Here is a 12,526-nt window from a genome sequence, read left to right as displayed (position 1 = left end):
TTCCTAGTCGCGCAGCAAGTCGTTGATGCCGGTCTTGGCGCGGGTCTGCGCGTCGACGGTCTTCACGATGACCGCACAATACAGGCTCGGGCCCGGAGTGCCATCGGGCAACGGCTTGCCCGGCAGCGACCCCGGCACGACCACCGAGTACGGCGGCACGCGCCCGATATGGACCGCGCCGGTCGCGCGGTCGACGATCTTGGTCGAGGCACCGATGAACACGCCCATCGACAGCACGGCGCCTTCGCAGACGCGCACGCCCTCGACCACTTCGGAACGCGCGCCGATGAAGCAGCCATCTTCGATGATGACCGGATCGGCTTGCAGCGGCTCGAGCACTCCGCCGATACCGACCCCGCCCGACAGGTGGACGTTCTTGCCGATCTGTGCGCAGCTGCCGACCGTGACCCACGTGTCGACCATCGTCCCTTCACCGACATAGGCGCCGATGTTCACGAAGCTCGGCATGACCACGACGTTGCGGTCGATGAAACTTCCACGGCGGACGACCGCGCCCGGGACTACGCGGAAACCGGCTTCGCGGAAGCGGTTGTCACGCCATCCGGCGAATTTGAGTGGGACCTTGTCGTACGCGGGCGCGCTGGCACTCGCGCCCTCCATCACGACGTTGTCGGCCAGTCGAAAGCTGAGAAGCACCGCCTTCTTGAGCCACTGGTTCACCTGCCAGCCGCCTTGGCCATCGGGCTCTGCGACCCTGGCCGTCCCGGCATCGAGCATTGCGAGCGCCGCCTCGACGTTTTCGCGGACGTCGCTGCTGGCGGGGGTGACCTCGGTCCGGCGCTCCCATGCTGCGTCGATGGTGGAGGCGAGGTCGATGGTCATGGCGGAGCTCCCGTGTGCAAACTTGCCCGGGCGCTAGCGACGCAGCGAGGCCGCGGCAAGCGCACGAAAACCATTGCCGGGCGGCGCCAGACTTTCCACTCCGGTCACCATGGCGTTCAGCGAGGCTTCAACGAATTTGGTGCTATGCAGGGGCGGACTAATCGGGGACGCTGACATCGATGACTCGCCCGTTGCGCTCACGCGTGCGACTTGAACTGGGCTGCGCTCTTGGGGCGTTGCTCACGCTGGCCGCGTGCGGCGGAGGTGGGGGCGGCGGAGGAGGCGTGATCAGCACACCTGCGCCCGCGCCGACGCCTTCGCCAAGTCCGGCGCCGACCCCTTCTCCCACGCCCACCCCGCCACCAGGTTCGACGTTCGACACGGCGGAATTCAGGCGGTCGGATGGCCCCGGATTCCATAATGCCGTCAGCGCCTGGTCGAGCGGGGCGACTGGTTCGGGCGTCAAGATCGGCATCGTCGACACCGGCATCGATCGCGACAGTCCCGAATTCGTCGGACGGATCGACCCAGCGAGTGCTGACGTCGCAGGAAACGGTACCGTCGAGGCGGTCGACGACCACGGCACCCAAGTCGCCCTGATCGCCGCCGCGGCGCGCGACAACACCGGTATCGTGGGCATCGCCTACAATGCGACCATTGTGGCCCTGCGCGCCGATCGTCCGGGCACTTGCTCCAACAATTCGAACGATGCGGAAGGTTGCGTGTTCAACGACCGCGACATCGCCGCCGGGATCGATCGCGCGGTGTCCGCCGGGGCAGCGGTCGTGAACCTCAGTCTTGGCGGGGAGGCCCCCAGCAATACGCTGCTTGCGGCAGTTCAACGCGCCTCGGCCGCGGGTCTCGTGATCGTGGTTTCGGCAGGTAACGAAGGCGACGGCAGCGATCCGGCGATCGATCCGAATCAGCCGAACCCTTTCGCAACCGCCGTGCGGTCCGCGGGAGGAGCGAACGTCATCATTGCGGGCTCGGTGAACGATTCCGGGCAATTCTCGGCATTCTCGAACAGGGCCGGGGCACAGGCGAGCGCCTTCCTTTCCGCTCTCGGCGAGCGGGTGTGCTGCGTCTACGAGAACGGCGTCCTGAAGGTCGAGACTAGCCCCAGCGGAACATTCGTAACCGTCGTGTCGGGCACCAGCTTCTCCGCGCCGCAGATATCGGGTGCTGTTGCCCTGCTGAAGCAGGCGTTCCCCAATCTGACGGGAGCGCAGATCGTCGAGATACTCCTCTCGAGTGCGCGCGACGCCGGCGCTGCGGGAACCGACGCGACCTATGGTCGCGGCATTCTCGATATCGCGGCAGCATTCGCGCCCCGTGGAGCGACGACGCTGGCGGGCAGCACGGCTGTGGTCGAACTCGACGATGACATCGCGATCGGGTCCGAAGCGATGGGCGATGCTTTTACCACCGCCGCGATGCGCACAGTAGTGCTCGACCGGTATGGCCGGGCCTACGGGACCGATCTCGAGCATGGGATGCAGCGCGCCGGAGTCGCTCCGCGGCTGCTCGGCGCGATCGATGCCGGCACGCGGCACGTCGGAGGTGGGGGCGAGGGCATGAGCATGGCTTTTACCCTGACCGGCGGCTCGCGGGGCGGCGCAACGTGGCCGAGCCAGCTCCGGCTCGATCGTCGCGACGCCGAGGTTGAGAGGGTGCTCGCCGCGCGCGTGGCGATGAAAATCGCCCCCTACCGGCAGGTGGGTTTTGCCTTCCGGGAGCGTTCGGACGGCCTCGTCGCGCAGCTCCAGGGCCAGGAGCGCCCGGCCTTCTTGATCGCGCGCGATGCCGGCGGGGACGCAGGCTTCACCGATGCGGCCAAGGCTTCGCTGGCCTATCGCCAGCAATTGGGTTCGTGGGGATTGACCGCGAGCGGCCAGACGGGCGAGGCGGTGTTGGGCAACCTCAGGATGACCGAGGGTATCCTCGGCCGCCGCCGCGAGGACTGGGGCCTGACCAGCTTTTCGCTCGCCGCCGACCGCCGATTTGGCTCTCTCGAAGCGGCGTTTGGCCTAACCTGGCTCGACGAAGAACGAACGCTGCTCGGGGGGTTCTTCCACGAATCGCTGGGCGCGAACGGGGCGAGAACGCTATTTGCGGATGGGAGCGCGGGCTGGCGCTTCGCCCCCGGCTGGCGGCTGGGAGGAGCGGTGCGGCAGGGCTGGACGCGTGCCGACCATGGCGGGGCGATCGTCACCGGCTCCGGTTTCGTCAGCCGCTCGTGGTCCGCCGACCTCGTGAAGCAGGGCGTTCTGGGCCGGTTCGACTCGCTCGGCTTGCGCGTATCGCAGCCGCTGCGGGTGGAGCAGGGCGGGCTCGCCTTGAGCTTGCCGGTCGATTACGATTACGCGACGCTCACGCCGACCTACGCGACCCGCACGCTGTCGCTCAGCCCGACCGGACGCGAACTCGACGGCGAAATCGCGTGGACCGGGCCGTTCCTCGGCGGCAGCGCCGCTGCCAGCGTGTTCTATCGCAAGGACCCGGGGCACATCGCCAGCCAGCCCGACGACACGGGCGTGGCGATGCGCTGGTCGCGTCGGTTCTAGCCCGCCGCGCCGGCTTTTAGCGCGAATTCCCACGCCTTGTCGGCCAGCGGACCAACGCGCTCGGACTGCGCCTTGGCGTGCGCCGAACTGGCGGTCCCGTCGATCACGCGCTTCTTGATGCCCTGCAGGATGCCCGCGAGGCGGAAGAAGTTGTAGGCGAAGAACCAGTTCATGTCGGGCACCTCGGTACGGCCCGTCGCGGCGCAATATCGTTCGACGACCTCGTCCATCTCGGGGATGCCGAGGGCCGGGCGGTCGAGGTCCATCACGCCCGAACGGCCGCCGTTCTCGGTGACGTAGGCCATGCACAGATAGGTGAAGTCGGCCATCGGATCGCCGAGGGTCGACAGCTCCCAGTCGAGCACCGCGAGAACCTTCGGAGCATCGTGTGCGAAGATCATGTTGTCGATGCGGTAATCACCGTGAACCACGCTGGTGCGCGTCTGCTCGGGCAGGGTCGCCGGCAGGTACTCGATCAGCTTCTCCATCGACGACAACTCGTCCGTTTCGGAGAGGCGATATTGCTTAGTCCATCTATCAACTTGCCGCCCGAAGTAGTTGCCGGGTTTGCCATATTCTTCCAGGCCGGCCTGCGAGAGATCGACGTTGTGGAGCGCAGCCAGCGTGTCGACCATCTCGAAGTAGACCGCGCGGCGTTCCTCGGGGGAGGCACCCGGCATCGCGCCGTCCCAGATCGTGCGACCGTCGACCATGTCCATGACGTAGAACCACGATCCCACGACGTCATCGTCGACGCACAGGCCGTACTGGCGCGAGACCGGGAAGCCGACCTTGTGGAGGCCCGACTGGACGCGGAATTCGCGATCGACCGCGTGCGCGCTCGGCAGCAGCTTGCCGAACGGCTTGCGGCGCAGGACGTAGTTCCCGCTCGGGCTCGAGAGCTTGTACGTCGGGTTCGACTGGCCACCCTTGAACTTGCCTTGCGCGAGCGGGCCTTCGAAGCCGTCGACGTTCTCGGTCATCCAGGCAGTGAGCTTCTCTTCGTCGAGATGATCGGCGGCGGATGGCTCGACCGTGCCCGAAAATGCGGTCTGGGCATCGATATCGGGGATCGACAAACTCATAGATTGTTTCCCGAAGTTACTGATCGAAAACGATAACGCTACGCGCGCTGTCGCCTTGCTTCATCTTGTCGAAGCCCTCATTGACCTCCGCCAGCGGAATCCGCTCGGCGATGATCGTATCGAGGTCGAGCAGCCCTCGCATGTAGAAATCGACCAGGCGCGGCAGGTCGACCGGGAAGCGGTTCATGCCCATGATCGCACCCTGCAGCTTCTTGCCCGACAGCAGGTCGAGCGCGCCTAGGCCGACCTTGCAGTCGAGCGGCATCATGCCAAGGATCGTCGCGGTCCCGCCACGGCGGAGGATCTTGCAGGCAAGATCCGCCGAGGCCTGCCGGCCGACCGCCTCGATCGCATGGTCGACCCCGCCGTGCGAAATCTCGACCACTTGCGCCACGGCATCGTCGGCCATGGCGTCGACCGCATGGGTCGCGCCGAGGACCTTGGCGAGCTTGCGCTTGGCGGGGACGGGATCGCAGGCGATGATCTGTCCGGCACCTGCGATCTTCGCCGCGTTGATCGCCGCCAGGCCCACGCCGCCGCAGCCGATCACCGCGACGGTCTCCCCGGGCACGAGTTTGCAGGCATTGAACACCGCGCCCGCGCCGGTCGTCACCGCGCAGCCGATCACGGCAGCCCGGTCGAGCGGCATTTCGGGATCGATGCGCACGCAGGCATGCTCGTGGATGAGCATCTGCTCGGCAAAGGCCGAAAGGTTGAGCATCTGGTTGACCATCTCGCCGCCCGGACGCGTGATCCGTGGTGCCTCGCCCTTCTGACGCCGCGTATCCCCGCCGAGGCACAGCGCCATCCGGCCGGTCACGCAGAATTCGCAGTGCCCGCAGAACGCGCTGAGGCACGACACGACGTGATCGCCAGGCCTGACCGTCCGCACCTCGCTACCGACCGCTTCGACCACGCCTGCCGCTTCGTGCCCGGGCACAGCCGGCAGGGCGTGCGGATAGGTCCCTTCCATGAAGTGGAGGTCCGAGTGGCAGAGCCCGCAGGCGGCCGTGCGGATGAGCACCTCGTGCGGGCCCGGCTTGGCGATCGAGAGGTCCTCGATCGCCAGCGGGGTGCCCGGCTCGATCAGTACGGCTGCCTTCACCGGCTGACGCCCACGTCGCCCGAACTGAAGCTGTCGTCGTTTCCGATGTTGGGCGCGTGACGCGCGAACTCCATACGAGCGATGGCGCGGGCGTGGACTTCGTCCGGTCCGTCGGCGAGCCGCAGCGTGCGCTGGTGGGCGTAGGCATTGGCGAGGCCGAAGTCGTCGCTGACACCGGCGGCACCGTGGGCCTGGATCGCGTCGTCGATGATCCTGAGCGCCATCGTCGGAGCCTGGACCTTGATCATGGCGATTTCCTGCGCCGCCGCCTTGTTGCCGACCTTGTCCATCATGTCCGCCGCCTTCAGGCAGAGGAGGCGTGTCATATCGATGTCGATGCGCGCGCGGGCGACCCGCTCTTCCCAGACCGAATGCTGGTAGATCGGCTTTCCGAACGCTTCGCGAATCTGGAGCCGCTTGCACATCTTCTCGAGTGCTTCCTCGGCGACGCCGATGGTGCGCATGCAGTGGTGGATGCGGCCCGGCCCAAGGCGGCCCTGAGCGATCTCGAACCCGCGGCCTTCGCCGAGGATGATGTTTGCGGCGGGAACGCGTACGTCTGTCAGCACGATCTCCATGTGGCCGTGCGGACTGTCGTCATAGCCGAAGACCGGCAGGAAGCGCTTGATGTTCACGCCTTCGGCATCGAGCGGCACGAGGATTTGCGACTGCTGCTGGTGGCGCTTGGCCTCGGTGTCGGTCTTGCCCATCAGGATGGCAATCTTGCAGCGCGGATCCCCCGCGCCCGACGACCACCATTTCGTGCCGTTGATTACGTAGTGATCGCCATCGCGGACGATGCGGCATTCGATGTTGGTCGCGTCCGAACTTGCGACCGCGGGTTCGGTCATCAGGAAGGCCGAGCGGATTTCGCCCTCCATCAGCGGCTTGAGCCACTCGTCCTTCTGGTCGCGGGTGCCGTAGCGATGGAACACTTCCATGTTGCCCGTATCGGGCGCCGAGCAGTTGAACACCTCGCTCGCCCAGCCGATCCGGCCCATTTCCTCGGCGCACAGCGCATATTCGAGGTTGGTCAGGCCGGGGCCGTCGAATTCGAAGCTGTCGTCGACATGGGGGCGGCCCGCCTGCGGCGGCATGAACAGGTTCCAGATCCCCTGCGCCTTGGCGCGGGCCTTTTCCTCTTCGATGACCGGGTTTACGCCCCAGCGGTCTTTCTCGTGCGCTGCCTTGTATTCGGAATTTCGCGGACGGACATGGGTTTCGATGAAATGGCGGACGCGGTCGCGCCAGTGCTTCTGGCGATCGGTGGGTTCGAAATCCATGGCTCAGCAGTCCTTCCAGATGGTCAAAACGTGATCGGTCACGGGCGTCCGGCGGGTGCCGGAACAGCCGCGATTCGGGAGTGGGGAATGAGTCTCAATCCGCTGCGAACCAAGCTGCCTGTGACGGGACGCTCGATTGTTTTCGGTATCGCGGTATCCTTGAATATCGTTCCTCTTCCCGAAATCTCTCGTATAAGCGGTATGGTAAAGCAGACACGCGCCGCGTCAACGCCCTTGAATTGACGGTACGGCATCGCAAGCTGTTCGAATGACCTTGCGTCGGAGCCGGAAACGGCCTTAACGTAAACGTCAACGAGAGGAGATTCCCATGGCCGACCTGGATGCCTTCCGCGTGGAAACCCGCGCGTGGCTCGAAGCCAACTGCCCGCCCGAAATGCGCCAGCCCGTCCATGACGAGGGTGACGTCTACTGGGGCGGAAAGAATGCGACCTTCAAGAACGACGCGCAGAAGGCCTGGTTCGAGGCGTGCCGCGACACGGGCTACACAGTTCCCGCCTGGCCCAAGGAGTACGGCGGCGCCGGACTTTCGGCGGCGGAGGCCAAGATTCTGCGCGACGAGATGGCGGCGATCGGGGCGCGTGCACCGCTTTCCAGCTTCGGCATCTGGATGCTCGGCCCCGCGCTGTTGCACTTCGGTACCGAAGGTCAGAAGCGCAAATTCCTCAACGAGATCGCGCGCGGCGAAGTGCGCTGGTGCCAGGGTTACTCGGAGCCGGGCTCGGGCAGCGACCTCGTTTCGATGCAGACCTTCGGCGAGGACAAGGGCGACCACTGGATCGTCAACGGCCAGAAAATCTGGACCAGCTATGCCGACGAAGCCGACTGGATTTTCTGCCTCGTCCGCACCGACAAGGCGAACAAGTACCAGGGCATCACCTTCATGTTGTTCGACATGCACGGCGGTGGTGTCACGACGAAACCGATCAAGCTGATCAGCGGCAGCAGCCCGTTCTGCGAGACGTTCTTCGACAACGTCACCGTTCCCAAGTCCTACGGCGAGGACATCCCCGGCTATGTCGGCGAGATCAATCGCGGCTGGGACGTCGCCAAGTACCTGCTCGGTCACGAGCGCGAAATGATCTCGGCGACCGGCGGCGGCGATCGCGCAACCTCGCTCGGCGCGGCGGCGAGCCGTGCGGGCGCGCTCGATCCGGTGCTGCGCGCCGAGATGGCGCTGTTCGATATCGACGCGCTCTCGTTCACCGCGATGAGCGAGAAGTTCATGGACGAATTCAAGGTTGGTCGCGGACATCCTGCACAGCCCAACATGATGAAGTACGCCGGGACCGAGCTCAACAAGACCCGTCACGAGCTGCTGATGGCGGCAGGTGGCTCGACCGCGCTCGAATGGGACAGCGAGGAAACCGGCGGCGGCAAGCCGTCGCGCGCCTGGCTGCGCACCAAGGGCAACTCGATCGAGGGCGGCACCAGCGAAGTCATGCTCGGCGTCGTCGCCAAGCGCATTCTCGACCTTCCGGGAGCCTGATCGATGCCTCTCTACCATACCGAAGACCAGGCGATGCTCGCCGAGACCGCCGCCCAGTTCATGGGCGAGGAAGGCGCGATATCGAAGCAGCTGCGCCATTGGCGCGACCGCGAGTGCAAGGACGGCTTCGGCCACGGCCTGTGGCAGCAAATGGCCGAGATGGGCTTCACCGGCCTGCTCGTTTCGGAAGCAGATGGCGGGCTGGGCATGGGCCATGTCGAGGCGGGCATCGTGCTCGAGGAGATCGGCCGCAACCTCACCCCGTCGCCGTTCCTGACCAGCTCGGTCATGGCGGCGAGCGCGCTGGCCCATGCGAGTGCCGAGGCGAAGGGCCGCTGGCTCCCTGGCCTGATCGCCGGTGACAGCGTGCTCGCGGTCGCGTTCGACGAGGGACCCAAGCACCGGCCCGAACGGATCGCTACCCGCGCCGAGAAGTCGGGCAATGGCTTTCGCCTGACCGGCAAAAAGGATTTCGTGGTCCACGGCGCGAGCGCGGACATGATCGTCGTGTCCGCCCGCACCTCGGGTGCCGATGACGAGGCCGACGGCGTCACCCTGTTCGCGGTGCCGAAGGAAGCGGCGGGGCTTGGCCACAACTCGGTCCGGCTGGTCGACAGTTCGATGGCAAGCCACATGACGCTTGACGGAGTCGAACTCGACGGTGACGCCGTGATCGGCGAAGTCGATGGCGGCCGCGCAGTGCTCGACAAGGTGCTCGACGCGGGCCGCGTCGGCGCGGCGGCGGAAGCGGTCGGCGTCGCGCGCGGTGCGATGAACATGACGGTCGACTACCTCAAGCAGCGCAAGCAGTTCGGCCGCCTGATCGGCGAATTCCAGGCACTCCAGCACCGCGCCGCGCATCTCTATTCCGAAGTCGAGATCGCCCGTGCGGTGACAATCAAGGCGCAGCAGCTTCTCGATGCCGGGTCCGAACAGGCGGGCCTGATGGCCTCGGTGGCGAAGGCCAAGGCGGGCAAGGCCGCAAGCCTCGCGGTCAAGGAAGGCGTCCAGATGCACGGCGGCATCGGCATGACCGACGAATACGACGTCGGCCTCTACATGAAGCGCGACCGCGCGCTCGCCGAGTTCATGGGCGACGTCTATTACCATGCCGACCGCGTCGCGCGGCTGAGCGGGTACTGATCCAAGGGAGAGAAGCATGACCCTCGAAGACCTGTTCAGCCTCAAGGGCCGCGTCGCGCTGGTGACCGGCGGCAGTCGTGGCATCGGCCGGATGATCGTCGAGGGCTTCCTCGCAGCCGGGATCGAGCGGGTGTACATAACTGCGCGCAAGGGCGGCGAACTGCACGAGGCTGCGGCCGAGCTTGGCGACAAGGTGATCCCGATCCAAGGCGACATCTCGACCATGGCCGGCATCGACGAACTCGTGGCCGAAGTGGCTTCGAAAGAAGGCAAGCTCGACATCCTGGTCAACAATGCCGGTGCGGCGTGGGGCGCGGATTTCGGGGATTTCCCCGAGGAAGGCTGGGACAAGGTCATGGACCTTAACGTCAAGACGCCGTTCTTCCTGACGCAGAAGCTCCACGGGTTGCTGACGGCGGCCGCGAGCCAAGATCATCCGGCCAAGGTCATCAACATCACGTCGGTCGACGGGCAGCGGGTGAACCCGTGGGAGACTTACAGCTACCAGGCGAGCAAGGCGGCGCTGATCCACCTGACGCGCCGCATGGCCGCTCGGCTGGTCACCGATCACATCTATGTGACGAGTCTCGCGCCCGGGGCGTTCCCATCCAACATGAACCGCGCGGCGCGCGACGATGCCGACGGTTCCGCATCGCGCATCCCGAATAAGCGGGTCGGAGACAAGTTCGACATGGGCGGCACCGCCGTCTACCTCGCCAGCCGCGCGGGCGATTACACCGTGGGCGAAACGCTCACGATCGACGGTGGCATCGTCAACGCCCTCTTGCCGTCGCACTTCGCCCAGCCATCGTGAGCGTTGCCGGGCGACGCTCGCACCGCGTCGCCCAGCCGCGTCCCCTCAGTCCATCAACCGCTGCATCAGGTAGACGTACTGCAGCGCCTGCAGCTTGGCGCGCTGCTGGTTGTCGACACCGCCCGAGTGGCCGCCGGTCATGTCCTCGTAGTAGTAATAGGGCTGGCCGTTGGCGCTCATCCGCGCGGCGGCCTTGCGGGCGTGGCTCGGGTGGGTGCGGTCGTCGGCGGTGCTCGCCCAGAAGAACGGTGTGGGGAAGTTCACGCCCTTCACCAGCTTCTGGTAGGGAGAGTACCCCTCGATCCACTTGCGTTCCTCGGGCTTGCGGGGATCGCCGTACTCGCCGACCCACGATGCGCCGCGCCCGATGAAGGGCAGGCGCAGCATGTCGAACAGCGGGATCTGCACGATCGCGGCGTTGAACAGGTCGGGCCGCTGGGTGAACGCGGTGCCGACGAGCAGGCCGCCTTGGCTGCCGCCCATCACGCCGAGGCGGCGGGGCGAAGTCAGCCCGCGCTTTACGACGTCTTCGCCGATGGCGATGAAATCGTCCCATGTGCGCTGCTTGTTCGCACCCATGGCGGTCTGGTGCCACTCCGGTCCGAACTCGCCGCCGCCGCGCATGTTGCCCAGCACATAGGCGCCGCCCTTTTCGAGCCAGAGCTTGCCGATCGTGCCCGAGTATCCGGGGAGCTGCGGCACCTGGAAACCGCCGTAGCCGTAGAGCAACGTCGGCGTGCTGCCGTCGAGCTTCACGCCCTTCTTGGCCACCACGAAATAGGGGACCTTGGTGCCGTCCTTGCTGGTCGCTTCGAACTGCTGGATCTGCAATCCGGCGGCGTCGAACCGCTCAGGGCTGGTCTTGAGGACGGTCGGCGCGGCGGTGCCGTCCGAATACCAGAGCTGCGACGGCGTGAGGAAATCGGTCGAGGAGAACATGACCTCGCCCGTTTCGTCCGATGCCGCCGCGATGCCGAGCGTCGCGCTCTGCGGCAGTGCGGCAACCGGGGCGGTACGCCATTTGCCGTCGGCAAAGTCGAGGCGCATCACGCGGCCGCGCACGTTGTCGAGGTAGCTGACGAACAGTGCGTCCTTGGTGATCGCGCGGCCCTGTGCGGTCTGTTTGGGGCCGGGTGACCAGACGAGCGACTTGGGCGCGCCGTTGGGGTCGGCCTTGAACGCGGCAAGGTCGGCCGAGAGGATCGAGTCCGCTGGATAGGTCTTGCCACCGGTCTTCCACTCGACGTCGGTCGTGAACAGGATGCGCCCGTCGACGATGCCACCGACGCTGGCCTTCAGTGGCATGTCGAGCTTCAGCCACTTGCCGCTGTGCCAGACGTATTGCTCGTTCTCGAAGAACGACACGCCCTTGCTGGCGATCCGGCCGTGGACCGTGCCTGCGGCATCGCGCAGCAGGCTCGCGCCCGACGAGACGTCCGTCGCATCGCCACGATAGACTTCCGGCGCGTCGGCGATGGCGGTGCCGCGCTTCCATTCGCGGGTGGTGAAGGGGTACAGGCTCTCGGTGATCGTGCCGCCGCCGAAGTCGCGGCTGACGAGCAGGGTGTTCTCGTCCACCCACTGCACGCCGCCCTGGCTTTCGGGCAGGAAGAAGCCGTCCTTCACGAAGGTGCGGGAGGCGATGTCGAATTCGCGCAGCTCGGTCGCGTCCTTGCCGCCGTCGGACAGCGCGACCATGCACTTCGTGCCCGCAGGCGGCAGGCAGGTCATGCCCTTGTAGACCCATTCGCGCCCCTCGGCCTTGGCGAGTGCGTCGATGTCGAGGATCGTCTCCCACACCGGGTTGGCGGTGCGATAGCTGTCGAGCGTGGTGACGCGGACCAGGCCGCGCGGATTGGCGGCGTCCTGCCAGAAGTTTGTCAGGCCGTAGCTGGCGAAATCGACGCCGGGGATGCGGTCCTTGGCATCGAGGATCGTCAGCGCCTCAGCCTTCAGCGACGCGAAGCGCGGGTCGCGGGCGAGCGTCTGGTCGACCCGCTCGTTCTCGGCGCGAACCCACGCGAGCGACTGCTCGCTGCGGGTTTCCTCGAGCCACTGGAACGGGTCGTCGATCGCCGCTTCGGGAGCGGCGGCAGGTGTCGAAGTCTGTGCGGAAACGGAAGCGGACATGGTCATCGCCACTGCGATGGCGATTGCGGAAACGAGTTTCAACGATGTTCTC

The 12,526-nt window shown here is 66.1% G+C and carries 9 protein-coding genes; 4 read left to right on the top strand and 5 right to left on the bottom strand.

Features of this window, described 5'->3' with window-relative positions; all coding sequences use genetic code 11:
- Positions 1 to 3: 3 nt before the first annotated feature.
- On the bottom strand, positions 4 to 843 hold the full coding sequence (gene dapD, locus ACWPMX_RS08575; RefSeq protein WP_455699616.1) for a 2,3,4,5-tetrahydropyridine-2,6-dicarboxylate N-succinyltransferase: 840 nt from the start codon (positions 841 to 843) through the stop codon (positions 4 to 6).
- 284 nt (positions 844 to 1,127) lie between these two features.
- Here dapD and ACWPMX_RS08570 point away from each other — a divergent pair, with 284 nt between their 5' ends.
- Positions 1,128 to 3,407, top strand: a complete 2,280-nt coding sequence (locus tag ACWPMX_RS08570) for a S8 family peptidase (RefSeq protein ID WP_455699615.1) — start codon at positions 1,128 to 1,130, stop codon at positions 3,405 to 3,407.
- Here ACWPMX_RS08570 and ACWPMX_RS08565 read toward each other — a convergent pair.
- From ACWPMX_RS08565 to ACWPMX_RS08555, 3 genes are read right to left on the bottom strand one after another with little or no spacing between them, the layout of a single operon-like run.
- A complete protein-coding gene (locus ACWPMX_RS08565; RefSeq protein WP_455699614.1) occupies positions 3,404 to 4,492 on the bottom strand; it encodes a phosphotransferase family protein in 1,089 nt (362 codons plus the stop codon). The genes ACWPMX_RS08570 and ACWPMX_RS08565 overlap by 4 nt on opposite strands.
- Before the next feature lie 16 nt (positions 4,493 to 4,508).
- A complete protein-coding gene (locus ACWPMX_RS08560) occupies positions 4,509 to 5,597 on the bottom strand; it encodes a Zn-dependent alcohol dehydrogenase (protein ID WP_455699613.1) in 1,089 nt (362 codons plus the stop codon).
- Positions 5,594 to 6,880 carry an acyl-CoA dehydrogenase family protein gene (locus ACWPMX_RS08555; protein ID WP_455699612.1) on the bottom strand — a complete coding sequence of 429 codons (1,287 nt, stop codon included), beginning with the start codon at positions 6,878 to 6,880 and terminating at the stop codon, positions 5,594 to 5,596. Before ACWPMX_RS08555 ends, ACWPMX_RS08560 begins: the two co-directional genes overlap by 4 nt.
- 328 nt (positions 6,881 to 7,208) lie before the next feature.
- Between ACWPMX_RS08555 and ACWPMX_RS08550 the strand changes: the two genes are divergently transcribed.
- Genes ACWPMX_RS08550 through ACWPMX_RS08540 form a run of 3 tightly spaced genes read left to right on the top strand, consistent with a single transcriptional unit; the run spans position 7,209 to position 10,344 of the window.
- Positions 7,209 to 8,387, top strand: a complete 1,179-nt coding sequence (locus ACWPMX_RS08550) for an acyl-CoA dehydrogenase family protein (protein WP_455699611.1) — start codon at positions 7,209 to 7,211, stop codon at positions 8,385 to 8,387.
- A gap of 3 nt (positions 8,388 to 8,390) precedes the next feature.
- Positions 8,391 to 9,530 (top strand): acyl-CoA dehydrogenase family protein, encoded by a 1,140-nt coding sequence (locus ACWPMX_RS08545; protein ID WP_455699610.1) that lies wholly within the window; start codon positions 8,391 to 8,393, stop codon positions 9,528 to 9,530.
- Between the two features lie 16 nt (positions 9,531 to 9,546).
- A complete protein-coding gene (locus ACWPMX_RS08540; RefSeq protein ID WP_455699609.1) occupies positions 9,547 to 10,344 on the top strand; it encodes an SDR family NAD(P)-dependent oxidoreductase in 798 nt (265 codons plus the stop codon).
- Between the two features lie 45 nt (positions 10,345 to 10,389).
- On the opposite strand, the gene ACWPMX_RS08535 is transcribed toward ACWPMX_RS08540, so the two are convergent.
- Positions 10,390 to 12,516: a prolyl oligopeptidase family serine peptidase gene (locus ACWPMX_RS08535; RefSeq protein ID WP_455699608.1), complete on the bottom strand. Its 2,127-nt coding sequence runs from the start codon at positions 12,514 to 12,516 to the stop codon at positions 10,390 to 10,392.
- Positions 12,517 to 12,526: the final 10 nt, after the last annotated feature.

Source organism: Tsuneonella sp. HG094, assembly GCF_053819285.1.
This window is presented reverse-complemented; position numbering and strand designations above follow the sequence as displayed.

Coding starts and splice junctions, on each gene's coding strand:
- dapD (WP_455699616.1), bottom strand. CDS start 843: ATGACCATCGACCTCGCCTCCACCATCGACGCAGCATGGGAGCGCCGG.
- ACWPMX_RS08540 (WP_455699609.1), top strand. CDS start 9,547: ATGACCCTCGAAGACCTGTTCAGCCTCAAGGGCCGCGTCGCGCTGGTG.
- ACWPMX_RS08545 (WP_455699610.1), top strand. CDS start 8,391: ATGCCTCTCTACCATACCGAAGACCAGGCGATGCTCGCCGAGACCGCC.
- ACWPMX_RS08555 (WP_455699612.1), bottom strand. CDS start 6,880: ATGGATTTCGAACCCACCGATCGCCAGAAGCACTGGCGCGACCGCGTC.
- ACWPMX_RS08565 (WP_455699614.1), bottom strand. CDS start 4,492: ATGAGTTTGTCGATCCCCGATATCGATGCCCAGACCGCATTTTCGGGC.
- ACWPMX_RS08550 (WP_455699611.1), top strand. CDS start 7,209: ATGGCCGACCTGGATGCCTTCCGCGTGGAAACCCGCGCGTGGCTCGAA.